We start from the raw sequence: 24,542 nt of genomic DNA, 5'->3' as shown, positions 1-24,542 counted from the left end.
GTGAGAACGCCGTGCGTGCGGCTCGCCGGCCGCTTATGCTACGTGCACGTCCGCTACCGCCGCGGCCACCCGACCGCAAACCACGGCGCGGCACCTCCAGTGCGCCATCGGTCGAGGCCGAGCCTCAGGCCCCGGTAGACGACCGCGCCTGAGATCCACCGCTTGCGTCGGCGGGTTTAACCCACCAGCATCAGGCCCCATGTAAGCGGTCTCCCCAGCCGCATGGCCCAAGAACTGACGATGGATTCCACCCTAGCCCTCGCCGAACGCCGCCTGCTTGCGCCAGGCGGTCTTGCCACAGGCGATCTCGACCGCGTATTTTCCCAGCTGATGGGCCCGTCGATCGACGCGGCCGACCTCTATTTCCAGCATTCGCGCAGCGAGTCCTGGGTGCTTGAGGAAGGCATCGTCAAGGATGGCAACCATTCGATCGAACAGGGTGTTGGCGTCAGGGCCATGTCTGGCGAGAAGACAGGTTTCTCGTACTCCGACGACATTGTGTTGCCGCAGTTGCTCGAGGCCTCGCGCGCAGCACGCGCGATCGCCCAGGGTGGCGCCGGCCAGGGACGCCCGCTGGCACTGGCCACTGGGCGCGCGCTATATCCCGCGATCGATCCGGTGGAGAGCCTGCCCAACGAAGAGAAAATCGCCGTCCTGCGCGAAGTGGACGCCTACGCCCGCGCCCGCGACCCACGGGTCAAGCAAGTGGTTGTGAGCATGTCGGCAACGCTCGACACAGTGTTGATCGCGGCCTCCGATGGCACCCTCGCCGCTGACGTGCGCCCGCTGGTGCGCCTGAACGTGCAGGTGATCGTCGAACAGAACGGCCGCCGCGAGCAGGGCCATAGCGGCGGCGGCGGCCGTTACGGCTATCGCGAGTTGCTCGAGAACGGCCGCGCCAACGCCTTCGCGGCCGAGGCCGTGCGCCAGGCGCTGGTGAACCTGGAAGCGGTGGATGCGCCGGCCGGCGGCATGACCGTGGTGCTTGGGCCGGGCTGGCCCGGGATCCTTCTACACGAGGCCATCGGCCACGGCCTGGAAGGCGACTTCAATCGCAAGGGCAGTTCAGCGTTTGCCGGGCGCATCGGCGAGCGCGTGGCGGCCAAAGGCGTGACTGTGGTCGACGATGGCACGCTGGCGGGGCGCCGCGGGTCACTGAACATCGACGACGAGGGCACGCCCACCGAGTGCACCATGTTGATCGAAGATGGCATCCTGCGTGGCTACATGCAGGACAAGCTCAACGCGCGCCTGATGGGGGTCAAGCCCACCGGCAATGGCCGTCGCGAATCGTTCGCGCAGCTGCCGATGCCGCGCATGACCAACACCTACATGCGTAATGGCGATCGCGATCCGCAGGAGATCATTGCCTCCGTCAAGCGTGGCCTGTACGCGGTGAATTTCGGTGGCGGCCAGGTGGACATCACCAACGGCAAGTTCACGTTCTCTGCCAGTGAGGCCTACCTGATCGAGGACGGCAAGGTAACGCGGCCGGTGAAGGGCGCTACCTTGATCGGCAATGGACCGGAGGCGCTCACACGCGTGTCGCTGATCGGTAACGACATGAAACTCGATGAAGGCGTGGGCGTGTGCGGCAAGGATGGCCAGAGCGTGCCGGTGGGTGTGGGCCAGCCCACCTTGCGCATCGACAACATGACGGTGGGCGGTACCGCAACCTGAAAGCAGGTCGCGGTTTAGTTTTCCCTGCCGGTTTGTATATCGCTTCCGGCGGTATCGGGTGCATCGGCTTCGTCGTCGGCGTTGCTACCGGCAAGATCCTTGAGCATCTGGAAAATTTCCCGGTAAGCACGCGGGGGTTTGTTGGCCTCGCGTTCGCTGCGCGCCTGGCGGATCAATGAGCGCAGGTGCTGGCGGTCGACATCGGGGTGCTCGGCAATGAACGGCGCCAGTGCATCGTCATCGGCCAGGAGCTTGTCCCGCTGGTTTTCCAGCCGGTGCATCGCCGCGGTTTCCTGCCGCTGGCGCTCGCGGTTCTCGCCCATTGCCGCGCGCGCGTCGTCGAAGTCGGAGTCGTCGTGGCGGCGCATGATCTTGGCCAGATAGGCCAGCTGCCGCTTGCGCGCGCCGTGCGCGGTGATGCGGCGCACATGGGCGATCTCGGTGAGGACGTCGTCGGGAAGGTTCATCTTGCCTACGCGCGTGGGCGGCAGTTCGCACAGCTGGCTGGCAAAGGCCAACACCGCCAGGGCATCGCGGCGTTGCTGGGTGCGGGTGGGGCCGAAATCCTCGTCGGTATCGGTCATGTCGTTGTCGTTCCTCACGAGGTGAATCCTTCGCCGGCTTCGGTAAAGGCAAAGCGCGGCACGGATTCGCCGCCCACCTCCACCGATTCGACGAACATGGAAGCCGGGCGTACCCACAGGCCGTGGTCGCCATATAGCGCGCGGTAGACCACCAGTTCCTCCATGGTCTCGCTGTGCCGGGCGGTACCCAGCACGCTATAGAGATTTCCCTTGTAGTGGCGGTAGAGGCCGCAGATGACAGTCATGACGGGGTTCCGGGGCGCTGCTGCGCTTTTGATCGGCAGGGCCGGACCCCATGTCGGGTCGGGCAGGGCACGCCGAGGCCCGTTATTCTACCCCGTCGCCCAAGCAGGAACCTACGTAGTGAACCAAGTCGTCCGTGTCGCCGACACCAGCCTGCAAGATTCCGACCGTCTGGCCAACCTCGCCGAGGATGTCATACGGCGTGCCCTGGCGGCCGGTGCCAGCCAGGCGGAGGTTTCGGCCAGTATCGACACCGGGCTGAGCGTGAACGTGCGCCTGGGCGAAGTGGAGACGGTGGAGCACACCCGTGACCGCGGTTTCGGTCTCACCGTGTATTTCGGCCAGCGCAAGGGCTCGGCCAGCACCGCGGACCTGCAACCGGATTCCCTCCAGGCCACCATCGAGCAGGCCTGCGCCATTGCCCGTTACACCGAAGCCGATGCCTTCGCCGGGCTCGCCGACGCTTCGCGCATGGCCACTGAATTCCCCGACCTTGATCTCTACCACCCATGGGACCTGGACGTGGAACAGGCCATTGCGCTGGGCATCGAGGTCGAGCAGGGCGGCCGGGCCGTCGATGGCATCACCAATTCCGACGGCGCCAGCGTCAGTGCGGGCCAGAGCATCTCGGTGTATGCCAATTCCCACGGCTTCGTCGGACGCGAGCGTGGCACCCGGCATGGGCTGTCCGTGGCGTTGATCGCCGGTGACGATGAAGGCATGCAGCGCGACTACTGGTATGAAAGCGTGCGGGATGCGCGCCGCTTCGGCGACGCGGGTGCGATTGGCCTTAAAGCCGCCGAGCGTACGGTGGCCAGGCTCGGCGCGCGGCGCCTGACCACCAGGCAGGCGCCGGTGCTGTTCGCGCCGGAAGTGGCCCGTTCGCTCATTGGCCACCTGATCGGCGCGGTCAGTGGCGGCTCGCTGTACCGGAAGGCCAGTTTCCTGGTCGACCATGCCGGCAAGCAGATCCTTCCCGAATGGTTCGCCATCGATGAGCGGCCGCATCTGAAGGCCGGCCTGGCCTCGAGCGCGTTTGATGCCGAGGGCACGGCTACGGCGGATTCAGCACTCGTTGCCGGCGGCGTATTGCAGAGATACATCCTGGGCAGCTATTCGGCGCGAAAGCTCGGGCTTCAATCCACTGGCAATGCCGGTGGCGTGCACAACCTCATTGTGCGCACGGGCGAAGACGACTTCACCGGCATGCTGCGCCGCCTGGGCACGGGCCTGCTGGTGACCGAGGCCATGGGCCAGGGCGTGTCGGTCATCACCGGTGATTATTCCCGCGGCGTGTCGGGCTTCTGGGTGGAAAACGGTGAAATCCGGTTCCCGGTCGAGGAAATCACCATTGCGGCGAACCTGCGTGACCTCTATGCCAACATCGTGGCGGTGGGCAACGACGTCGACCACCGCTCGCACGTACTTACCGGGTCGATCCTGGTCGAGCGGATGACCATCGCCGGGGAGTGACTTAGGCGCCTTGACAGGCGCCCGGCGGTTGCCGACAGTGGGAATGCGAATGATCGCGGGGAGGAATAGCCATGAGCATACCGCCGGACCAGGTGCCGCCGTCGTCCACGCCGCCACCGTATGACCCCGTTCCACCGCCAGCCGCGGCCGACGACCGCAACCTGGCCATGCTGACGCACCTGTCGGGGTTCCTCTTCAGCTTCATCGTGCCGCTGATCGTGTGGCTGGTCCACAAGGACCGCCCCGAGAAGGCGTACCTGGTGACGGAGGCAAAGGAAGCACTCAACTTCCAGATCACCGTGATCATCGGCTATGTGATCTGCTGGATACTCACCATCATCATTATCGGCGTGTTCCTGACCTGGGTGCTTTGGATCTTCAACCTGGTCATGTGCATCATCGCCGCGACGCGGGTGAGCTCGTCCGGGACGTACCGTTACCCGTTCGCGCTGCGCCTGGTCAACTGATCCGTTCGACGGCGAAGCGGGCGAGTGCGGCCAGGGTATGGCCGCGTTCGCCCAGCGGTTCGATGGCAGCGAGCGCTTCGCCGACAAGGCCGTCCAGGCGGTGATGCGAGGCGTCCATGCCGATGATCGAGACGAAGGTGGGCTTGTCGGCCGCGGCGTCCTTGCCCTGTGTCTTGCCGATCACGGCGGCCTCGCCTTCGACATCGAGGATGTCATCGCGCACCTGGAAAGCCAGGCCCACGGCGCGACCAAACCGGTCCAGCGCATCGAGAGCGGTTGAGTCGCGGCAGCCGCTGGCGAGCGCGCCGAGCATCACCGAGGCCCGGATCAGCGCGCCGGTCTTGTAATCATGCATGCGCTCAAGTTCGTCCAGGCTGAGGCGATGCCCCACCGCGGCGAGATCGAAAGCCTGGCCGCCTGCCATGCCCTCGGCACCGCAGGCCCGGCCGAGCACCTGAAGCATGCGCAGGCGCGTGTCTGCGTCATCGATGTCGGTGGCGTCGGCCAGGATTTCGAAGGCCAGGGCCTGCAAGGCATCGCCGGCGAGGATCGCCATGGCTTCGCCGAAGACGATGTGACACGTAGGCCTGCCGCGGCGCAGGGCGTCGTCGTCCATCGCCGGTAGATCGTCGTGCACGAGCGAGTAGGCATGGATGAACTCCACCGCGCAGGCGGCGGCATCCAGTGCATCCAGGTTCGCGCCCAGCGCGATGCCGGCGGCGTAGACCAGCAAGGGACGTAGTCGCTTGCCGCCGCCCAGTACCGCATAGCGCATGGCGCGATGCAGTTCGACGGGGGGCTGGTGCTCGGCGGGAAGGGCTTGGGCGAGGGCTTGGTCGGCGCGTGCGATCAGGGAGTCGATCGACGGCGCGGCCTCAGGATTCAGGTTCAAAGGGTTCGGCGGTATCGGGCGCGTCGGGGTCAAGCAGCAGGCGTACTCGCTGCTCGGCCTGTTCCAGCGCGCGCTGGCAGGTGCGATACAGGCCGATGCCGCGCTCGAAGGAGGACAGTGACTCATCGAGCGAAAGCTCGTTGCCTTCCATGCGCGTGACCAGTTGTTCGAGTTCGTCCAGCGAGTGTTCGAATTCAGCGACGGACGGCGTGGCAGGGGGAGTCGACATGGGCGACAAACTAGCTCAGGAGCGGCTTGGATTCAATCGTTTACATGCGCGACATGCACGCTTTGGATCCATGGCAGGGCTTGATCGGACCACCATAATCCGGGTACGGCGACCAGCTCGGCGCCGAGGAACAGCAGCGGCAGCCGCTGGCGCCGCCAGGGCGGCACGGCGTCGCGCTGGAAGAGGTCGCGCAGCTCCCGGGTATGGGCCTCGCCGACGGGACGGATCCGCTCGCCGCCGAGGCGCAGGCGCACGGTGAGTTCGGGCAGGTCGGCGCCGGCGCTGGCCTGCAACGTGGCACCGCCCGGCACCGTGAGCGTGTCGCCGTTCCAGGGGCTTTCCCAGTGGGCCGGCAGCGGCGGGTGGCGGCGCACGGCGTGTAGCGCGCCACGCCACACATGTACGTCGGTACCCCTCCAGCCCACGCAGGGCACGCGGTCGGCTGCGGCGTGGGCGATCTGTGCCTCCAGTTGTAAGCGCTGGGCGGTGGTGGGCGCACGCAAGCCCCGCCCATGCAGCCAGGCTTCGAGCAGCGGCACGCGCAAGGCTTCGTGCAGGGCCAGCCAGCCGGCGGCATCCAGCGCTCCGTCGCGGTCGAGGGTCTTCCATGCCTGCCGCCAGTGCCCTTCGATGAAATCCGCCGCCGCAGCGGTGGCGTGGGCCGCATGCACGATGCTTTGGGCCGCCTGGGGCCAGTGACCTGCCAGGCGCGGCAGGATCTCGGCGCGAAGGTAGGAGCGGGCCATGGCGTGATCGGTGTTGGAAGGATCCTCCACGGGAGTCAGCCCATGGTGATCCAGGTAACTGCGAAGCTGTGCCCGGGGAACCTTGAGCAGCGGCCGGAGCAAGCGGCCGTGCCCGAGCGGGCGCGACGGACGGATTCCTGCAAGGCCCGCCGGACCCGCCCCACGCAGCAGCTTCAGCAGCACCGTTTCAACCTGGTCGTCGCGGTGGTGGGCCAGCAGGAGTATTTCTCCTTCACCGAGGTTCGCGGCGAAAGCCGTATAGCGCGCGTCGCGGGCGGCAGCCTCCGGGCCCTGGCCGCCGATCATATCCACCACGACCCTGACCACGGTAAGGGGAATGCCCAGGCCATGGCAGAACGTTTCGCAGCGTCGGGCCCAGTCGTCACTGGCCTGCTGCAGTCCATGATTCACGTGCAAGGCGCGCAGTTTCGCCGGCCTCATGGCAGCGAGTGCGTGAAGCAAGGCCATCGAATCGCCGCCGCCACTGAAGGCGACACAAAGCGGGGCGTCGGCGGGCAGGTCTGCCAGGGCCGTCGCCAGGTTCACGGCTTGGACTTCGCCCGCACGAAGACGGCCTTGCCGTTGCCTACCTGTTGTTCCTCGATCTCGAACAGGCCGATGCCGTTGAGGAGACCGGAAAGCTTGCTGTAGCCGTAGTTGCGCGAGTCGAAGTCGGTGGACTGCTTGCTCAGGATACTGCCGACGGCGCCGAGGGAGGCCCAGCCGTCGTCGTTGGAGGCGCCGTCGATGGCGTTGCGCAGCATGTTCATCAGCTTCGTGTCCGAGCGCAGTTCCTTTGCCGTGCGCTGCACGGGCGCCTGGTTGGGTTCTTCCTTGGCAACGGTGCGCATGAACACATCGGTGTAGATGAACTTGTCGCAGGCCATGCGGAAGGCTTCGGGCGTCTTGCGTTCGCCGAAGCCGAACACGGTGAGGCCCGATTCGCGGATGCGCGATGCCAGGCGGGTGAAGTCGCTGTCGCTGGAGACCAGGCAAAAACCATCGAGCCGCCCGGTGTAGAGCAGATCCATGGCGTCGATGATCATCGCCGAGTCGGTCGCGTTCTTGCCCTTGGTGTAGGCGAACTGTTGGATCGGCTGCACGGCGTGCGCTGGCAGGGCATCTTTCCAGCCGGAGAGGTTGGTGCGCGTCCAATCGCCGTAGATGCGCTTGACGTGCGCAGCGCCATAGATGGCGACCTCGGCCATCAGGCCTTCGATGATGGCCGGCGATGCATTGTCGGCATCGATCAGGACAGCAAGTTTGGTGGTGGCCATGGGGGCTCCGGCAAGTAGCGAACTAGCCCCGATGATGCCACTTACTCGGCGTAGGCGCCGTAGCCGCGCAGCCGCTCATAGCGCTTTTTCAGCAGGTCGTCGATCGGCATGGCTTCCAGTTCGTCGAGCTGGTTCATCAGCACGGCCTTCAGGCGCGTGGCCATCGAGGATGGGTTGCGGTGGGCACCGCCGAGCGGTTCGCGGACGATCTTGTCGATCAGGCCGTTCTCCAGCAGGCGAGGAGCGGTAAGCCCCATGAATTCAGCTGCATCCTTGGCCTTGTCGGCGCTCTTGAACAGGATCGAGGCGCAGCCTTCAGGGGTGATCACCGAGTAGGTGGAATACTGCAGCATGATGGTGCGGTCGCCCACGCCGATGGCTAGTGCCCCACCGGAGCCGCCTTCGCCGGTGACGGTGCAGATGATCGGCACGCGAAGCTCGGACATTTCCATCAGGTTGTGGGCGATGGCCTCGGACTGGCCGCGTTCCTCGGCATTGATGCCAGGCCATGCACCGGCGGTATCGATAAAGGTAAGCAGCGGAAGACTGAACTGCTCGGCCATTTTCATCAGGCGCAGCGCCTTGCGATAACCCTCAGGGCGAGGCATGCCGAAGTTGCGCTTGACCTTGCTTTTGGTGTCACGGCCCTTCTGGTGGCCGATGATCATCACCGAACGGCCGTTGATCCGGCCCAGCCCGCCGACGATGGCGGCGTCGTCGGCGAACATGCGGTCGCCGGCCAGCTCATGGAACTCTTCGCACATGCCGTTGATGTAGTCCAGCGTGTACGGCCGCGCCGGATGGCGCGAGAGCTGGCTGATCTGCCATGGGGTGAGGTTGCGGAAGATTTCCGCCGTCTTGACCTTGAGCTTCTCGCGGAGCTTGCCCACTTCCTCATCGATGTTGAACGCCTGGCCGTGGCTGGCATGGCGAAGCTCTTCGATCTTCGCGTCCAGTTCGGCGATGGGTTGTTCGAAATCGAGGAAGTTGGGGTTCATGGTCTACGCGCAAAGGGCCAAACGAGAATTATACCGGTGCCGCCCGCCGCTGGGTGTGCGGTGCCGTATGGTCTTGCGGCGAAGGGCTTTTTCTTCCGACCGGGCCGGCCGTGGGCTATTCCTGCGGCCTGGCAAGGCGAAGTTCGGCACCCAGCACCCCGGGGATCACCCGCAGTGCCCGGAGAAGGTCCGGCAGGGCCTTGACCTTCCATTCCTCACCGAACTCCATGTCGGCCTGGGCCACCGTGTTCCGGTAGCCCAGCAGCATCAGCGGAGTACGGCCGCCCTTGTAGCCGGCCAGGACGTGGCGCAGCTGGGTGTTGAAGTCCGGGCCGATGCCGTTGACCTTCAACCGCAACAGGCGTGCGTAGTGCTCGCAGGCATCGGAAAGCGAATAGGCCCGACGCGCCCGAAGCTGATAGCCACCGGCGAAATCGTCGAAGCGCAGGCCGCCCTCGACGATGATCAGCTGGTCGCGCGTAAGCAAGGGCGCAGCCTCGGTGAATACCTCGCGGAAGAAGCTGCACTCGACCTGCCCGGTGCCGTCCTCGATCTTGACGAAGGCATCGCTGTCGCCGCGCTTGCGCATGCCCACCACCATGCCAGCCACCGTCCACGGCGTTTCCGGCGTGCGGCGGAACCGGTTGGCGTTCTCGTCGTCGTCCTGGCGCCGCGGGCGCGGCGGCTGGTAGCGCTGGGAGATCTCGCCGATCGGGCAGCTGGCGAGCTGCGCCAGGGTATCGGCCCAGGGATCGGTGGGGTGCCCGGAAAGGTAATGGCCCAGTGTCTCGCGTTCGCCGTGCAGCAGTTGTTCGAGCGGCCACTCGGGCACGGAGCCTGATAGCTGGATCGCAACCGGCTTGCCCACGCCCTGGCCGAAGATGTCCACCTGGCCGGCAGCGCGGTTCTTCGCATCCTGGTCGGCGGCCTTCATCGCCTCGGGGATGTGCATCATCATGGTGGCGCGGTTGACGCCAAGGCCGGTGAGTGCGCCTGCCTGCACCAGGGCTTCCATGGTGCGCTTGTTGAGCTTTGAGCTGCCCACGCGCTGGCAGAAATCGACCAGGGAAGTAAACGGACCGCCGGCTTCCCGCTCGGTCACGATGGCCTCGCATACACCCTGGCCCACGCCCTTGATCGCACCCAGGCCGTAGCGCACCACCTTCGGCTCCGTGGCATGGAACATCCAGCCGGAGCTGTTGACGTCCGGCGGCAGCACGGTGATGCCGATCGCGCGCGTCTCGTCCAGGAAGGTCACCACCTTGTCGGTGTTGTCCATGTCCGAGGAGATCGTCGCCGCCATGAACTCGGCGGGGTAGTGCGCTTTCAGCCAGGCCGTCTGGTACGACACCAGCGCATAGGCCGCGGCATGCGACTTGTTGAAGCCGTAGCCTGCGAATTTTTCCATCAGGTCGAAGATGGCATCGGCCTTGTCGCCGTTCAGGCCATCCTTCGCGGCGCCCTCGCGGAACTTGGCGCGCTCCTTGGCCATTTCCTCAAGCTTCTTCTTGCCCATGGCACGGCGGAGCAGGTCCGCGCCGCCGAGCGAGTAGCCGCCGACGATCTGCGCCATCTGCATCACCTGCTCCTGGTAGACCATGATGCCGTAGGTCTCTTTCAGGATCGGCTCGACGCGCGGGTCGGGGTATTCCACCGTTTCGCGGCCATGCTTTCGTGCGCAGAAGCTGGGGATCAGGTCCATCGGGCCGGGGCGGTACAACGCACCCAGCGCGATGATGTCTTCGAAGCGGTCGGCCTTGGCATCTTTGAGCAGGCGTTGCATGCCGGCGGATTCGAACTGGAAGATCGCCACCGTCTGCGCCTTCTTGAACACCTCATCGTAGGTGTGGGCGTCGTCCAGCGGCAGCGAGGCGATGTCAAGGAGCTCTTCGCCCGCGGCCGTACGGCGCACATTGATCGCCTTCACCGCCCAGTCGATGATGGTTAGCGTGCGCAGCCCGAGGAAGTCGAACTTCACCAGGCCCACGGCTTCCACGTCGTCCTTGTCGAACTGCGTGACCACGCCGCCGCCGCCGGGCTCGCAATAGAGCGGGGCGAAGTCGGTGAGCGCGGTGGGCGCGATGACCACGCCACCGGCGTGCTTGCCGGCGTTGCGCGTGAGGCTTTCCAGCTTCAGGGCCAGGTCGATCAGCGAGCGTGATTCGTCGTCCTGTTCGTAGAGGTCGCAGAAATCCTTGACGACGCGGTCGGGTTCCTTCTTCGACTTCTCCGATATGCCCAGCGCATCGCTCAAGGTGAGGTCGAGCGGGCGGTTGGGGATCAGCTTGGCAAGCTTGTCCACCTGGCCGTAGCCCATGCCCAGCACGCGACCGGAGTCGCGCAGCACCGCCTTGGCGGCCATCGAGCCGTAGGTGATGATCTGGCTGACATGATCGCGGCCATACTTGCGCGCGACGTAGTCGATCACCTCATCGCGGCGGTCCATGCAGAAGTCGATGTCGAAGTCGGGCATCGACACGCGTTCTGGGTTGAGGAACCGCTCGAACAGCAACGCGAACTGCAGGGGGTCCAGGTCGGTGATGTTCAGCGCCCATGCCACCAGCGAGCCCGCACCCGAACCGCGGCCCGGTCCCACGGGAATGCCGTTTTCCTTCGCCCAGCCGATGAAGTCCGAGACGATCAGGAAGTAGCCGGGAAAGCCCATGTTGACGATTACGTCCACTTCGCGCTCAAGGCGTGCGTGGTAGTCGTCCAGCGTTCGACCCGGTGCCATCGGGAGCGCGGCCAGGCGTTCGGCGAGGCCCTCGCGGGCGCGGACGCGGATATAGCTGGCCAGGTCGTGACCGTCCGGAACGGGGAAATCCGGCAGGTAGTACGTGCCGAATTTCAGTTCCAGGTTGCAGCGGCGGGCAAGCTCGACGGTGTTTTGAAGCGCCTCGGGGACGTCGGCGAAGAGCTCGGCCATTTCCCCGGGCGTTTTCAGGTACTGCTCGGCCGAGTAATCGCGCGGGCGCTTCGGGTCGGCCAGCACGCGGCCCTGGTTGATGCACACGCGTGCTTCGTGCGATTCGAAATCGTCCTGGTCGATGAAGCGCACGTCGTTGCTGGCGATGACGGGCAAGTCCATCGCACCGGCCGTGGCAAGGGCTGCGTTGTTCCACAGTTCCTCGTCATCGCGGCCGGTTCGCGTGAGCTCCAGGTATAGGCGGTCGGGGAAGAGGCGCGCGAGCGGCGTGAGCTTGAGCACCGCCGCTTCGACGCCGCCGGAAGGTGCTACCCGCGCCGCTTCGCTTTCGCGGCCGCAGATGGCGATCAGCCCAGCCATGGACGAGGAAGTCATCCAGCCGGCTTCGACGAAAGCCTTGCCACCGTGCTGGCCGTCCCGCCAGGCCTTGGAGATAAGGCGCGAAAGGTTCAGGTACCCGGCATGGTCCTGGCAAAGCAGGGTAAGGCGCCAGGGACGGGGATCGTCATGGCCCACCACCCAGATATCGGCGCCGGCGATCGGCTTGATGCCTGCAGCCTGGGCGGCCTTGTAGAACTTCACCAGCGCAAACAGGTTGCTTTCGTCGGTCAGTGCGACGGCCGGCATGCCGGCACGCACGCACGCAGCGATCAGCGCCTTGATGCGGATGGTCGAATCGACCAGCGAGTATTCGCTGTGCAGATGCAGGTGGGCGAAAGGCGTGGACATGGCGGTGATCAGACTTCCATCACCAGCTGCACGGTTTCCGGTGCAAGCAGGATACGCACCGGTTCGAAACTGCGGCGGTGTTCGTGGCATGGACCCAGACGCCCCAGTGCCTCGTAGTGTTCGGGCACGGCATAGCCTTTGTGCCGGGCGAAGCCGTAACCGGGATACTTAAGTTCCAGCAAGTGCATGTGGCGGTCACGGCTGACCTTGGCCAGGATCGAGGCTGCACTGATGGCAGGTTCCAAAGCATCGCCACCAATTACCGCGCGCGCCGGACAAGGCAACGTACGCGGCAGGTGGTTGCCGTCGACCAGCGCGAACTGAGGGACCACGGCCAGCTGCATCAGCGCGCGCGTCATGCCCAGCATGGTGGCCTGGAAGATGTTCACCCGGTCGATTTCCTCCCGCTCGACGAACACCACCGACCAAGCCACGGCGCGTTCGACGATGCGCCCATAGAGCACCTCGCGGCGATCTTCGGTGAGCTGCTTGGAATCATTCAGGCCGCGGATCGGACGGCTGGCATCCAGGATCACCGCTGCCACCACCACGGGACCTGCCAACGGACCGCGGCCGGCTTCGTCGACACCGGCAAAGATCGTCCCGGGATCGAGTTCGCGGCTGGCGTTCCTACGGCGTGGCATGGGGTGTGATGATCTCGGCGATGGCTTCGGCGGCGTGGTCGGCGGCGTCGCCTTCCAGGCTGCCGCGCAGTGCATTGTGCAGGTATTCGAAGGCAGCCACGATATTGCCGCGTCGCTCGGGGTCGCGCAGCAGGGCGAGCGTGGCTGCCGTGAGTTTTTCCGTGGTGAAATCGTCCTGCATCAGCTCAGGGACCAGGCGTTCGCGGCCCAGGCCGCACGCGCGCGCCAGGATGTTCGGCAGGGCGTAGACGTCGGTTTTCAGCATGTTCATCGCACGCGCGATGCGATAGCTGATCGGCGATACCTTGTAGCCCACCACCATCGGCCGCTTGGCCAGCATGGCTTCGAGCGTGGCCGTGCCCGAGGCCAGCAGTACGACATCGGCGGCCAGCATGCTGTCGTGGGCGTGGTTCTGCAGTACCAGCGGGGGTGTGCCCGGAAACGGAGCGCGGATGATCATCCCATCGATGATGGCCATGGCAGCGGTGTTGGCCGCGGGAATCACCACGCGCAGGGCAGGCATGGCCTCGGCGATCTTGCGCGCCGCGTCGAGGAAACTTGACCCCAGGCGCTCCAGTTCACTGCGGCGGCTGCCCGGCAGCACGGCCAGCACGGGGGCGTCCTGCGGCAGGCCCAGGCGGACACGGGCGGCGATGCGGTCGGCGACCAGTGGGAAACGGTCGGCCAGCGGATGGCCCACGAAGCGTGCGTCCACCTTGTGCCGGGCATAGATCGGCGGCTCCATCGGGAACAGGCACAGCACGCGGTCGGCGGCGCGGCCGATTTTCTCGGCGCGCTTCTCGCGCCAGGCCCACACCGACGGGCTGACATAGTGCACCGTGCGCAGCCCGGCGCGGCGGACACGCTCCTCCACCCCCAGGTTGAAATCCGGGGCGTCGATACCGACCACGACGTCGGGTTTGAGCGCGATGAGCCTTGCCACCAGCGCGCGGCGCAGCTTCAGAAGGCGCGGCAGGTGTTTGATCACTTCGGCAAAGCCGAACAGGGAGAGCTCGCGCATGTCGAACCAGGAATCGAGCCCCTGGGCCTGCATGCGCGTACCGCCAATGCCGACGAACCGGGCATCGGGATAGCGGCGGCGCAGGGCGGCGATCAGGTCGCCACCCAGCTGGTCGCCGGATTCCTCTCCCGCCAGGATGGCGATGACGGGCGAGCCCGTTGTGCGGGTGGGCGCCATGTCCTAACGCGCGAGCGAGCGCTCGCTGCGGTCAAGGAAGGCGAGCATTTCACGCACGTCTTCGCTTTCCCGCGCCTGGCTTTCCAGTTGCTCGCGGGCTTCGGCCAGCGGCAGGCCCGCCATGAACAGCGTGCGGTAGGCGCGCTTGATGGCCGAGATGCGCGTAGCGTCGAAGCCGCGGCGCTTCAGGCCCTCGCTGTTGATGCCGCGGGGACGGCCGCGGGCCTCGTTGGCCATCATCACGAAGGGTGGGACGTCTGAACCCACCAGGCAGCCCATGCCGATGAACGCATGCGCGCCCACCTTGCAGAACTGGTGCACACCTGAATATCCGGAAAGGATCGTCCAGTCGCCGATTTCTGCATGCCCGGCCAGCGCGGAGTAGTTGGAGAACACCACGTTGTTGCCCACGATGCAGTCGTGGGCGATGTGCACGTAGGCCAGCAGCCAGTTGTCGTTGCCAATGCGGGTGAGGCTGCCGCCCTCGCCGGTGCCACGGTTGATGGTGACGAATTCGCGGATGAGGTTGCGGTCGCCGATCTCAAGCTCGGTACGTTCGCCTGAGAATTTCTTGTCCTGCGGCGGGCCGCCGATGGACGCGAACTGCGAGACGCGGTTGTCGCGGCCCATGCGGGTGGGGCCTTCGATCACCACGTGCGGGCCGATGACGGTGCCCTCGCCGATGGATACGTCGGCGCCGACGATGGTGTAGGCACCGATGGTGACGCCCGCGTCGATGCGGGCGGTGGGGTCGATTTGCGCGGTCGGATGGATCATGGCTGGTGCCGGTTCCTTCGGTCAGTCTGCGCGACGCGCGCTCATCAGCTCGCAGCTGGCCACTTCCTCGCCATCGACCAGCGCGCGGGCCTCGAAGATGCCCATGCCGCGGATCATCCGCTTCAGGCGTACTTCCATGCGGAGTTGGTCGCCGGGTACCACCGGTGCGTTAAAGCGGGCCTTATCGACCTTCACCAGGTAGAAAAGCGGGTTTTCCAGGCAGCTGCCCGCCGCGGCGGTGAGCTGGATCAACAGGCCCGAGGCCTGCGCCAGTGCTTCGACGATCAGCACGCCGGGCATCACCGGATGGCCGGGGAAGTGACCCTGGAAGAACGGTTCGTTGCTGGTGACGTTCTTGATCGCAACGATGGTTTCGCCGGCTGTGAATTCTAGTACGCGGTCGACCAGCAGGAACGGATAGCGATGCGGCAGCAAGCGCTGGATGTGTTCGATGTCGACGGGTAGTGTCACGCCCGGGCCCTGCTCATTCATGTTTCTTATCCTTTTCCAGCGCCGCCACGCGGCGCGCGTACTCGTCCAGGTGCTTGAAGCGGGCCGCGTTGCGCCGCCATCGGCGGTTTTCCTGCAACGGAGTACCCGAAGAATATTCACCAGGCTCGGAAATCGAGCTGGTCACCAGGCTCTTGGCGGTAATGGTAACGCGGTCGGCAATCTCAAGGTGCCCCAGGATGCCGGCATTGCCGCCGACCATGCAGTAACGGCCGATTTTCGCGCTGCCGGCCACCGCCGCGCAGCCGGCCATGGCCGTGTGTGCTCCCACGTATACGTTGTGGGCAATCTGGATCTGGTTGTCCAGGCGGACATCTTCCTCAAGCACGGTGTCCTCCAGCGCACCGCGGTCGATGGTGGTGTTGGCGCCGATCTCGCAGTCGTCGCCGATGCGCACGCCACCGAGCTGCGGCAGCTTGATCCAGTGGTCGCGGTCGAAGGCCAGGCCAAACCCGTCCGAACCGATCACCGCTCCCGGGTGGACGATCACGCGCTTGCCCAGGGTCACGCTGGTGACCAGGGTGACGCGGGCCACCAGGCGGCTTTGCGCGCCGACGATGCAGCCGGCGCCCACCATGCAGTGAGGCCCCAGTACCGCACCCTCGTCGATCACGGCGTTGTCTTCGACCACGCAGCAGGGGCCGATGCTGGCGCTCATCGCCACGCGGGCGGAGGGTGACACCACGGCGCTGGGATGGATGCCCGGCGGGTAGGCGGGCAGGCCTTCGAACAGTGCGGCGATCTTGGCGTAGGCCACGTAGGGATCGCGGGCGATCAGGCTGGCACCCTGGCGCGCGTCGGCGTCATCGGCGCGCAGCACCACGATACCGGCCCGGCTTGCCGCCAGCTGGGATGTGTATTTCGTGTTGGAGAGGAAGGTGAGCTGGCTGGGGGTGGCCGCCGCCAGCGTGCCCACGCCGTCTACCCGCGTGTCGCCGTCGCCGCGGGCTTCCAGCTCGAACATCTGCGCAAGCTCGGCCAGCGCATAGGGCCTGGGTCCGCTCATGGTCCGTTCCCGCGTTCAGGAAAAAAGAAAGGGTGGCATGGGTTTCGCGCCCATGCCACCCCGCGATGGTAGTACGCCTGCGCGACAGCGCTGGTTTAGAACTGGCTGCCGAAGGTGAACTGGATGCGCTCTTCGTAGTGCTTGTCTTCGTCCTGGTCGCGGAACGGGATGGCAAAGTTGATGATCAACGGTCCGATCGGAGCCTGCCACTGCAGCGACAGACCGGTGGAGGCGCGAAGATCCTTGGCCTTGAAGGCGCCGAAGTTCGAATACACGTTGCCCACGTCCATGAACCAGGACACGCGTGCGGTGTTCACATCCTTCAGGAATGGCAGCGGCAGGAACACCTGCGCGGTACCAAGCACCTTGAACGCGCCACCGATCGGCTGGGCGTAGTTGTAGTAGCTGTCGGTGCACTGGCCCTTGGCATTGGGCGGGACGCTGATCTGCTTGGTCGGGTCGTTCGGGAACTTCGGATCCTGCATCACGCCGGAGCACAGCTTCGGGCCAAGCGTGTTGTCCTGGAAACCACGCACGTCGCGCACGCCGCCTGAGAAGAAGTTGTTCCAGAACGGGAAGGCGAGGTCTTTGTCCGAACCGTAGGTATTTCCGTAGCCAAGCTTGCCGTCCAGGTACAGCACGAAACCGCGGCCGACCGGCCAGTAATGACCCAGATCCGTGTTGATCGTGTAGTAGTTGACCGTGGAGCCGGGCAGGGCGATTTCGCTCGACACGCTCATCACGCCACCGCGCGTGGGCGCCCAGTAGCCGTTGCGGGTGTCGTGCGACCAGCCCAGGTTCGCCGTCCACGAGTGGATGGTCTGGTTGCCTACCTTGTTCTGGTAGTTGATCAGATCCTGCGGGGTGAAGCCCGGCGATGTGTTGATCTTGTTGCTGGAAATGCCCAGGCCCGCGGTGACGGAGTCGAAATCGGTCACCGGGATGTTCAGGTAGCTGGAGAACGCCGTGGTGCTGTAGGTGTAGTTGGCGAAGTCGGTATCGCCGTAGTCCAGCTTCGAGTACGTGGCGTTATAGCCCAGCGCGATGCCCGAATCGGTGAGGTACGGGTTCACGTACGAGGCATTCACGCGCTTGTAGTAGTCGGAGGTTTCAGCGCCGACGGAGAAGCGGTCGCCCGTGCCCAGGAAGTTGTTCTGCGACACCGAGGCGGACAGGATGATGCCTGAGTACTGCGAGTAACCCACACCGAACATCAGGCTGCCGGCGGACTGTTCTTCCACCTTTACCGTGACGTCTACCTGGTCATCGGTGCCCGGCACCAGTGCCTTGTCGATCTTCACCGTCTTGAAGTAACCCAGGCGGTCAAGGCGCGTCTTGGAGCGGTCGAGCGCGGCCTGGGAATACCAGGTGCCCTCGAGCTGACGCAGCTCGCGACGCATCACGTCGTCTTCGGTGCGGGTGTTGCCCTGGAAGATCACGCGGCGCACGTACACGCGCTTGCCGGGCTCGATGAAGAGCGTGAGGTCGACGGTGCGCTTGTCGCGGTCGAGCTTCGGGATCGGCGTGACCTTGGCGAAGGCGTAACCGAGGTTGGCCAGGATGCCCTTGATGGCATCGGAGCTCGCTTCGATGGCCTTGCGGTTGAAGGTCTCGCCCTTGTGGATGAAGACCAGCTTGCGCAGGATGTCCTCAGGCAGGATCAGCTCGCCAAGAAGCTTGACGTCCGACACGGTGTAGATCTCGCCTTCCTTCACCGAAGCGCTGATGTACATCTCGCGCTTGTCGGGGGCGATGGTGACCTGCGTGGAGTCGATACCGAAGTCGGCATAACCGCGGTCCATGTAGTAGGAGCCGAGTTTTTCCAGGTCGCCGGAGAGCTTCTCGCGGGAGTATTGGTCGTCTTTGGAATACCACGACAGCCAGTTCGAGGTGTTCTGTTCGAAGCCGCTGCGAATCTGCTTGTCGGTAAAGACCTTGTTGCCGACCACGTTGATCTCGCGGATCTTCGCCGCCTTGCCTTCGCGGATCTCGATGTCGATCGCCACGCGGTTGCGGTCAAGGCGTGTAACGTGCGGATCGACCGATACGTTGTACTTGCCGCGGTTGTAGTACTGGCGGATCAGCTCCTGCTGCACGCGGTCGAGCGACAGGCGGTCGAAGGTTTCACCTTCCGACAGGCCGATTTCCTTCAGGCCTTTGCGCAGGTCGTCTTCCTTGATGTCCTTGTTGCCGCGCAGGGTGAGCTTGGCGATGGCCGGGCGCTCGACGACCTTGATCACCATGATGCTGCCCTGGCGATCGACTTCTACGTCCGAGAAGAATTTGGTCTGGTAGAGGGCACGGATGGCGGCCTGGACGCGATCGTCGGTGAGGGTGTCCCCTTTCTCGATCGGCAGGTAGCTCAGCACCGTACCCTGGGCGATGCGGGTCAGGCCATCGATGCGGATATCGGAAACGACAAACGGTTCAAAGGCAAGGGCCTGCGCGGAGAGGGAGGCGAGCAAGATCAGGGCGGCGATACGCTTCATCGTCGATTCCGTAAGGTTAATCGTGGCGACCGGCGACGAAACCGGGCGCTTGATATTCGCGCGTGGCAGGCACAAGGCCGGCAACGCAAGAAGAGGAGGGTAAAGCCGCAAAACCGATGGCGCTGGCGCCGGGCCCCGAAGTCACGGTCACGAAACGAAGTGACGATGAATGTCGTTGAAGAAAGCCAGGCCCATCAGCGTGAACAGCAAGGCCAGGCCCACGTACTGGCCGGCAATCATCGTTCGTTCGCTGACCGGGCTGCCCTTGACCAACTCAATAAGGTAATACAGCAGGTGTCCGCCGTCCAAGACCGGGATCGGCAGCATGTTGAGGATGGCAAGGCTTAAGGACACCATCGCCAGGAAATTGAGGAACCAGGCGACACCGCGGCCTGCTGAATCATTCGCGGCCTCCGCGATGCCGACCACGCCTGAAAGGTTCTTGGTCGAGGCCTGGCCCGAGGCCATCTTGCCGATCAGGTTGAAGGTGGTCTTGGTGCTGGTCCAGGTGGCCTTCAGAGCCTGGCCCAGGGCTGGCACCGGCGCATAGCGCTCGGTGGCTTCCTCGCCGGCGCGGCCCATCACGCCGACGATCCAGCGGGTGGTGCCGTCCTCGGTGGAGCGGCGGGCGGTGACGGCGAGGGTGAGGTTCTGGTTGCCGCGGTGCACGCCCAGGTGCACGTTCGGGTTCTTTTCCGCCGCCTTGGGCAGCAGTTTCATGAAGTCGGTGAAATCGCCCACTGCCTGGCCATTGACCGAGGTGATCAGGTCACCGGCCTTCACGCCGGCCAGTGCGGCCGGGTCGCCCGGACGCAGGCTATCGACGATTGCCGGGCGGAAGGCGTCCAGCCCCAGGGCCTCGAAGCCTTTGCCGATGTCCTGGCTGTTGTCCAGGTTCTGCAGGGGCAGCACTACATTGCGCTCGCTGCCGTCCTGGCCACGAACGTGCACGGGCAGCGCCTCGTGGTTGAGCAGGCCATTGGAGAGGGCCTCCAGCGCCGTGCTCCAGGTGCTGACCTGGTTACCGTTGACCGAAACCAGCCGGTCGCCTTCACGAAGGCCCGCCTGTGCCGCCATGCCTGCGGGATCGGGGCTGACCAGCGGTGCCATGTCCGGGCGACCGATGATGAACATGGCCCACAAGGCAACGATGGTGAACAGCAGGTTGAATGCAGGACCCGCCACCACGATGGCAATGCGCTGCCAGACCGGCTTGGCGGTGAATTCGCGGCCCTGGTCAGCCGGGTCGACATCGCCCTCGCGGGCGTCGAGCATTTTTACGTAGCCACCCAGCGGGATGGCGGCAATCTGGTATTCGGTGCCATCGCGGCCGACGCGGCGCCAGATGGCCCGGCCGAAGCCGACGGAGAAGCGCAATACGCGCACGCCGCAACGGCGGGCGACCCAGTAATGGCCGAACTCGTGGAAGGTCACCAGCACGCCGAGCGTGACGGCCAACCAGAATATCGAACCGAAGAATGGACTCATGTATCAGGAAGCGCCGTAAGTGTCGGGCAATATTAGCAGTAAGCGCGGCTGAGCACCCGGCGCGCTGCAGCCCGCGCCGCCCCGTCCCGCGCCACGAGGGTCGGGATATCGACCACGGGTTCGGGCGGCAGTTCCGCAAGTACCGCCTCGACGATGTCGGCGATGCCCAGGAAGTGGAGGGTACCGCCCAGGAAGGCCGCCACGGCCACCTCGTTGGCGGCGTTCAGGATCGCCGTGGCGTCGCCGCCGGCGCGCAGGGCCGCGAAGGCGAGCGCCAGGCAGCGGAAGGTGTCGGTATCGGGGGCTTCGAAGTCCAGCCTGCCGGCTGCGGCGAGATCCAGTGGGGTGACGCCCGCCTCGATCCGTTCAGGATAGGCCAGCGCATGCGCCAGGGCCGTACGCATGTCGGGATTGCCCAGTTGGGCCAGCACCGAGCCATCGATGTATTCCACCATCGAGTGCACCAGGCTCTGGGGGTGCACCAGCACCTCGATGTCGTCAGGCGCGGCGGCGAAGAGATAATGCGCCTCGATCACCTCCAGGCCCTTGTTCATCAAGGTGGCGGAATCTACTGAGATCTTCGGTCCCATCGACCAGCGTGGATGGGCCACGGCCTGGGCCGGTGTGATGGCGGCCAGGTCCGCCCGGGTACGGCCGCGGAACGGGCCGCCGGAGGCTGTCAGGATGATCCGCCGCACACCTGCGGCAGCCAGCGCCGGGCGACCGCCAGGCAGGCACTGGAAGATCGCGTTGTGTTCCGAATCTATTGGCACCAGATCGCCGCCGCCCTCTCGCAGGGCCGCCAGCAGCAGGGGCCCTGCCAGGACGATGGATTCCTTGTTGGCCAGCAGCAGGCGCTTGCCGGCCCGGGCCGCGGCGAGGGTGGATTCCAGCCCCGCGGCGCCGACGATGGCGGCGACCACGGTGTCGCAAAGGTCGCCGGAGGCTGCGGCGGTGACCGCGTCCGGCCCGCCGGCCACGGCGCAGTTGACGCCGGCATGGCGGAGCTTGCGGGTCAGTTCGTTCTCGAGCGCTGCATCGGCGATCACGGCCAGCCGGGGCCGGAAACGCACGCAAAGGGCGACCAGCTCGTCCACTTTGCTGTGGGCGGCCAGCACGCTGGCAGTGAAGCGCTCCGGGTGCCGCGCGATGACATCCAGCGTGCTGGTACCGATGGAGCCGGTGGCACCCAGGACCGCAATGTTGCGCACGGTGTTCACAGGCCCAACAGCAGTTTGCCGGCGGCAAACACCGGCAGGGCGGCGAAAACACTGTCCATACGGTCGAGTAGCCCGCCGTGGCCCGGGAACAGGGTGCCTGAATCCTTCACCTGGGCATGGCGCTTGAGCAGGCTCTCGAAAAGATCGCCGACCACCGATGCGCCCACCACCAGTACACCCAGCACGGCCATGCCGCCCAGGCGCGCGTCGGTCACGCCCAGCATCCATCCGCCACCGACCGCGACCGCCGCACCGGCCACCAGGGCGCCGTACACGCCGGCCCAGGTCTTGCCCGGGCTTATGGTGGGGGCGAGTTTACGCTTGCCGAAGAAGCGGCCGCTGAAATAGGCGCCGGTATCGGCGACCCAGACGATGACCAGGGAGAGCAGCGTCCAGTAGTGTCCGTTCGGACCGCCGCCATGGATCGAGGCCAGCGCGACCCATGTGGTGACGACCACCAGCATCCCTACGGCAGCCTTCAACCAGGAATTCTCAGTGTTCGGGGCAGCGGCGAAGCTGAAATGTCGCAACCAGAAGCAACAGGCTACCCACCAGGCCACGCCCAGACCAAGGATGAAAGCCCACCCGCTGTTGCCGCGGATGACCCAGCACAGCACCATCAGTGCCGCAACCGCGCCCAGATAGACCACGCGCAGGGCTGTCGACCGGACACCGGCCAGCGCGCTCCATTCCCAGGCGCCGCCCAGGAACACCAGGGCCGCAACCGGGGCGAACCAGGGCGTGGGCACGACCAGGATGACCGCCAGGGCGATCGGCAGCAGGATCAGGGCGGTGACGACGCGCTGCTTAAGCATGGGTGTCCTTGGAGGTGCGTGTGACCTGCGCACCGGTACGGCCGAAGCGGCGTTCGCGTCCAGCGTAATCGGCCAGGGCGTCGGCAAGCACAGCCTGGTCGACGTCGGGCCAGAGGGTATCGGTAAAGTACAGTTCAGCGTAGGCCAGCTGCCACAACAGGAAGTTGCTGACGCGGTGTTCGCCGCCGGTACGGATGAAGAGGTCGAGCGGCGGCTGGCCGGCCAGGCACATGTGCTGGCCCAGCCATGCCTCGTCGATGGCTTCGGCTGCGATGTCGCCGCGGGCCATGGCCCGTGCGGCCGCCTGCGCGGCCTGGGCGATGTCCCAGCGACCACCGTAATTCACCGCTACGTTCATGTTCAGGGCCGTATTGCCCTGAGTATGGCGCATGGCCTTGAGCATGCCCTCGCGCAGGGCCGGTTCGAAGGCGTCGAGGTTGCCGACGAAGCGGATGCGCACGCCGTTCTGGTGCAGTTGTTCGACCTCGCGCTCGAGCGCGTGCACGAACAATTCCATCAGTGCACGCACTTCGGTGGGCGGTCGCTGCCAGTTTTCGCTGGAGAATGCGAACAGGGTGAGCGATTCAATGCCTGCCCGAAGGCAGAACTCCACGGCCTGGCGCACGGCTTTCTGGCCGGCGCGATGACCGAAGCTGCGTGGGCGCCGGCGTTGTTTCGCCCAACGGCCGTTCCCGTCCATGACGATGGCCAGGTGGCGCGGCACGCGCCCGATGGCGGATCCGGTCATGAGGAATTAAGCCGCCGGCGCGCTTCTCAGAGCGCCATCAGCTCTTCTTCCTTGGTCTTGCAGACCTGGTCCACTTCCTTCACGAAGCGGTCGGTGAGCTTCTGCACGTCGTCGTCGGCGCGATGCTCGTCGTCTTCGGTGATGAGCTTTTCCTTCAGCATTTCCTTGATCTGCTGCATGGCATCGCGACGCACATTGCGGATGGCGATCTTGGCGTTCTCGCCTTCCGCCGCCACGTGCTTGGCCAGCTCCTTGCGGCGCTCCTCGGTGAGCGGCGGCATGTTCAGGCGGATCACTACGCCTGCGGTATTGGGCGTGATGCCGATGTCCGACGCCATGATGGCTTTTTCAATCGGACCCACCAGGCTTTTGTCGAACGGCGTGATGATGATCGAGCGCGAATCGGCCAGGGACACCGTGGCCACCTGGTTCACCGGGGTGTCGGAGCCGTAATAGGACACCTTCAGACCATCGACCAGGGCTGTGCTGGCACGACCGGTGCGCAGGCGCAGCAGGTCGTGGCGAAGCGAGTCGATGCTCTTGCCCATGCGGGTCTGGGCGTCGGACTTGATGTCGTCGATCATGGGGCGATTCCGGCCAGCCAAGGTAGCCGGGGATTATAGCAAGCCGGGGGGCGCAGGGTGTCAGGAGGCGTCGACCAGGGTGCCGATGTGTTCACCGTGCATGAGCCGCATGAGGTTGCCGGGCACCGTCATGTCGTAGATGCGCATGGGCATCTTGTGGTCGCGGCACAGGGCGATGGCGGCGGTATCCATCACTTCCAGCCGGTGCTCGATCACCTGGTTGTAGCTCACGTGCTCGTAGCGGCGGGCGGTGGGGTCGCGCTTGGGATCGGCGGTGTAGATGCCGTCCACCTTGGTGGCCTTGAGCAGAAGGTCCGCGCCGATTTCGATGGCACGCAGGGCGGCGGCGGAATCGGTGGTGAAAAAGGGGTTGCCGGTGCCGGCGGCGAAGAGCACGATGCGGCCCTTTTCCAGATGGCGGATGGCGCGGCGACGGATGAAGTCTTCACAGACCTCGTTGATCTTGATCGCGCTCATGGTGCGTGCATCGCCGCCGGCTTTCTCGATGGCGTCCTGCATGGCCAGCGCGTTCATCACCGTGGCCAACATGCCCATGTGGTCGCCGGTGACGCGGTCCATGCCAGCCTTGGCCAGGCCTGCGCCACGGAAGATATTCCCGCCGCCGATCACCACGCCCACCTGTATGCCGGCCCGCTGCACTTCGATGATCTCGCGGGCCAGACTGCCGATGACCTTCGGGTCGATGCCATAGTCTTCGGCCCCCATCAGGGCTTCACCGGAGAGTTTGAGCAGGATGCGGCGGTGTTTCACTGGTTTGCTCATGGGGTCTCCGATTTGTGGGGCAAAACAGCCACATTG

At 65.3% G+C, this 24,542-nt stretch carries 23 protein-coding genes; 3 read left to right on the top strand and 20 right to left on the bottom strand.

Translation table 11 applies throughout. The features are described 5' to 3' along the window. Nucleotides 1-240: 240 nt before the first annotated feature. Entirely contained in the window at nucleotides 241-1,680 is a 1,440-nt protein-coding gene (gene tldD / locus VGM61_RS02575; protein ID WP_331521139.1) for a metalloprotease TldD, read from the top strand. A gap of 14 nt (nucleotides 1,681-1,694) precedes the next feature. Here the strand turns inward: tldD and yjgA are convergent, their stop codons facing one another. Next, entirely contained in the window at nucleotides 1,695-2,264 is a 570-nt protein-coding gene (yjgA, locus tag VGM61_RS02570) for a ribosome biogenesis factor YjgA (protein WP_331521147.1), read from the bottom strand. A gap of 14 nt (nucleotides 2,265-2,278) precedes the next feature. Then, complete coding sequence (locus VGM61_RS02565) at nucleotides 2,279-2,509, bottom strand: DUF1653 domain-containing protein (protein WP_331521137.1); 231 nt, start codon at nucleotides 2,507-2,509, stop codon at nucleotides 2,279-2,281. A 118-nt stretch (nucleotides 2,510-2,627) separates the two neighbouring features. Here VGM61_RS02565 and pmbA point away from each other — a divergent pair, with 118 nt between their 5' ends. Both pmbA and VGM61_RS02555 read left to right on the top strand, forming a co-directional pair. Continuing rightward, entirely contained in the window at nucleotides 2,628-3,980 is a 1,353-nt protein-coding gene (gene pmbA, locus VGM61_RS02560) for a metalloprotease PmbA (RefSeq protein WP_331521136.1), read from the top strand. 71 nt (nucleotides 3,981-4,051) lie between these two features. Continuing rightward, nucleotides 4,052-4,447: a DUF4870 domain-containing protein gene (locus tag VGM61_RS02555; RefSeq protein ID WP_331521135.1), complete on the top strand. Its 396-nt coding sequence runs from the start codon at nucleotides 4,052-4,054 to the stop codon at nucleotides 4,445-4,447. Here VGM61_RS02555 and VGM61_RS02550 read toward each other — a convergent pair. From VGM61_RS02550 to pyrH, 18 genes are all read right to left on the bottom strand, one after another. Then, entirely contained in the window at nucleotides 4,440-5,339 is a 900-nt protein-coding gene (locus tag VGM61_RS02550) for a farnesyl diphosphate synthase (protein WP_331521134.1), read from the bottom strand. The genes VGM61_RS02555 and VGM61_RS02550 overlap by 8 nt on opposite strands. Continuing rightward, nucleotides 5,323-5,568, bottom strand: coding sequence for an exodeoxyribonuclease VII small subunit (locus tag VGM61_RS02545; RefSeq protein WP_250625526.1), 246 nt, complete (start codon nucleotides 5,566-5,568; stop codon nucleotides 5,323-5,325). Before VGM61_RS02545 ends, VGM61_RS02550 begins: the two co-directional genes overlap by 17 nt. Before the next feature lie 32 nt (nucleotides 5,569-5,600). Beyond that, the gene (gene tilS, locus VGM61_RS02540) at nucleotides 5,601-6,860 is read right to left on the bottom strand and encodes a tRNA lysidine(34) synthetase TilS (protein WP_331521133.1); all 1,260 of its coding nucleotides are present in this window, start codon (nucleotides 6,858-6,860) and stop codon (nucleotides 5,601-5,603) included. After that, nucleotides 6,857-7,591 (bottom strand): NYN domain-containing protein, encoded by a 735-nt coding sequence (locus VGM61_RS02535; protein ID WP_331521132.1) that lies wholly within the window; start codon nucleotides 7,589-7,591, stop codon nucleotides 6,857-6,859. Before VGM61_RS02535 ends, tilS begins: the two co-directional genes overlap by 4 nt. Nucleotides 7,592-7,632: 41 nt before the next feature. Then, nucleotides 7,633-8,589, bottom strand: a complete 957-nt coding sequence (locus tag VGM61_RS02530) for an acetyl-CoA carboxylase carboxyltransferase subunit alpha (RefSeq protein ID WP_331521131.1) — start codon at nucleotides 8,587-8,589, stop codon at nucleotides 7,633-7,635. Between the two features lie 115 nt (nucleotides 8,590-8,704). Continuing rightward, nucleotides 8,705-12,244, bottom strand: a complete 3,540-nt coding sequence (gene dnaE / locus VGM61_RS02525) for a DNA polymerase III subunit alpha (RefSeq protein WP_331521130.1) — start codon at nucleotides 12,242-12,244, stop codon at nucleotides 8,705-8,707. Nucleotides 12,245-12,252: 8 nt separating this feature from the next. Further along, entirely contained in the window at nucleotides 12,253-12,888 is a 636-nt protein-coding gene (gene rnhB / locus VGM61_RS02520) for a ribonuclease HII (RefSeq protein WP_331521129.1), read from the bottom strand. Then, on the bottom strand, nucleotides 12,875-14,086 hold the full coding sequence (gene lpxB, locus VGM61_RS02515; RefSeq protein WP_331521128.1) for a lipid-A-disaccharide synthase: 1,212 nt from the start codon (nucleotides 14,084-14,086) through the stop codon (nucleotides 12,875-12,877). Before lpxB ends, rnhB begins: the two co-directional genes overlap by 14 nt. A gap of 3 nt (nucleotides 14,087-14,089) precedes the next feature. Beyond that, on the bottom strand, nucleotides 14,090-14,863 hold the full coding sequence (lpxA, locus tag VGM61_RS02510; RefSeq protein WP_331521127.1) for an acyl-ACP--UDP-N-acetylglucosamine O-acyltransferase: 774 nt from the start codon (nucleotides 14,861-14,863) through the stop codon (nucleotides 14,090-14,092). 21 nt (nucleotides 14,864-14,884) lie between these two features. Beyond that, nucleotides 14,885-15,355 carry a 3-hydroxyacyl-ACP dehydratase FabZ gene (fabZ, locus tag VGM61_RS02505; RefSeq protein ID WP_331521126.1) on the bottom strand — a complete coding sequence of 157 codons (471 nt, stop codon included), beginning with the start codon at nucleotides 15,353-15,355 and terminating at the stop codon, nucleotides 14,885-14,887. Next, entirely contained in the window at nucleotides 15,348-16,379 is a 1,032-nt protein-coding gene (gene lpxD / locus VGM61_RS02500; RefSeq protein ID WP_331521124.1) for a UDP-3-O-(3-hydroxymyristoyl)glucosamine N-acyltransferase, read from the bottom strand. Before lpxD ends, fabZ begins: the two co-directional genes overlap by 8 nt. A 95-nt stretch (nucleotides 16,380-16,474) precedes the next feature. After that, nucleotides 16,475-18,868: an outer membrane protein assembly factor BamA gene (gene bamA, locus VGM61_RS02495; RefSeq protein ID WP_331521123.1), complete on the bottom strand. Its 2,394-nt coding sequence runs from the start codon at nucleotides 18,866-18,868 to the stop codon at nucleotides 16,475-16,477. Nucleotides 18,869-19,015: 147 nt separating this feature from the next. Then, a complete protein-coding gene (gene rseP, locus VGM61_RS02490; protein WP_331521122.1) occupies nucleotides 19,016-20,356 on the bottom strand; it encodes an RIP metalloprotease RseP in 1,341 nt (446 codons plus the stop codon). 32 nt (nucleotides 20,357-20,388) lie between these two features. Beyond that, nucleotides 20,389-21,567: a 1-deoxy-D-xylulose-5-phosphate reductoisomerase gene (locus VGM61_RS02485; RefSeq protein ID WP_331521121.1), complete on the bottom strand. Its 1,179-nt coding sequence runs from the start codon at nucleotides 21,565-21,567 to the stop codon at nucleotides 20,389-20,391. Between the two features lie 5 nt (nucleotides 21,568-21,572). Continuing rightward, nucleotides 21,573-22,391, bottom strand: a complete 819-nt coding sequence (locus tag VGM61_RS02480; RefSeq protein ID WP_331521120.1) for a phosphatidate cytidylyltransferase — start codon at nucleotides 22,389-22,391, stop codon at nucleotides 21,573-21,575. Continuing rightward, nucleotides 22,384-23,139, bottom strand: coding sequence for a polyprenyl diphosphate synthase (gene uppS, locus VGM61_RS02475; RefSeq protein ID WP_331521119.1), 756 nt, complete (start codon nucleotides 23,137-23,139; stop codon nucleotides 22,384-22,386). The genes VGM61_RS02480 and uppS overlap by 8 nt, the downstream gene beginning before the upstream one ends. Nucleotides 23,140-23,165: 26 nt before the next feature. Continuing rightward, the gene (gene frr, locus VGM61_RS02470) at nucleotides 23,166-23,723 is read right to left on the bottom strand and encodes a ribosome recycling factor (RefSeq protein WP_331521118.1); all 558 of its coding nucleotides are present in this window, start codon (nucleotides 23,721-23,723) and stop codon (nucleotides 23,166-23,168) included. A gap of 60 nt (nucleotides 23,724-23,783) precedes the next feature. Beyond that, on the bottom strand, nucleotides 23,784-24,506 hold the full coding sequence (gene pyrH / locus VGM61_RS02465) for a UMP kinase (RefSeq protein WP_331521117.1): 723 nt from the start codon (nucleotides 24,504-24,506) through the stop codon (nucleotides 23,784-23,786). Nucleotides 24,507-24,542 lie beyond the last annotated feature (36 nt).

It is taken from the genome of Pinirhizobacter sp. (assembly GCF_036499745.1).
In the GTDB taxonomy this organism is placed as follows: Bacteria; Pseudomonadota; Gammaproteobacteria; order Xanthomonadales; family Rhodanobacteraceae; genus Pinirhizobacter.
Note: the sequence above shows the minus strand (reverse complement) of the source record. Positions and strands in the feature narration are given on the sequence as shown.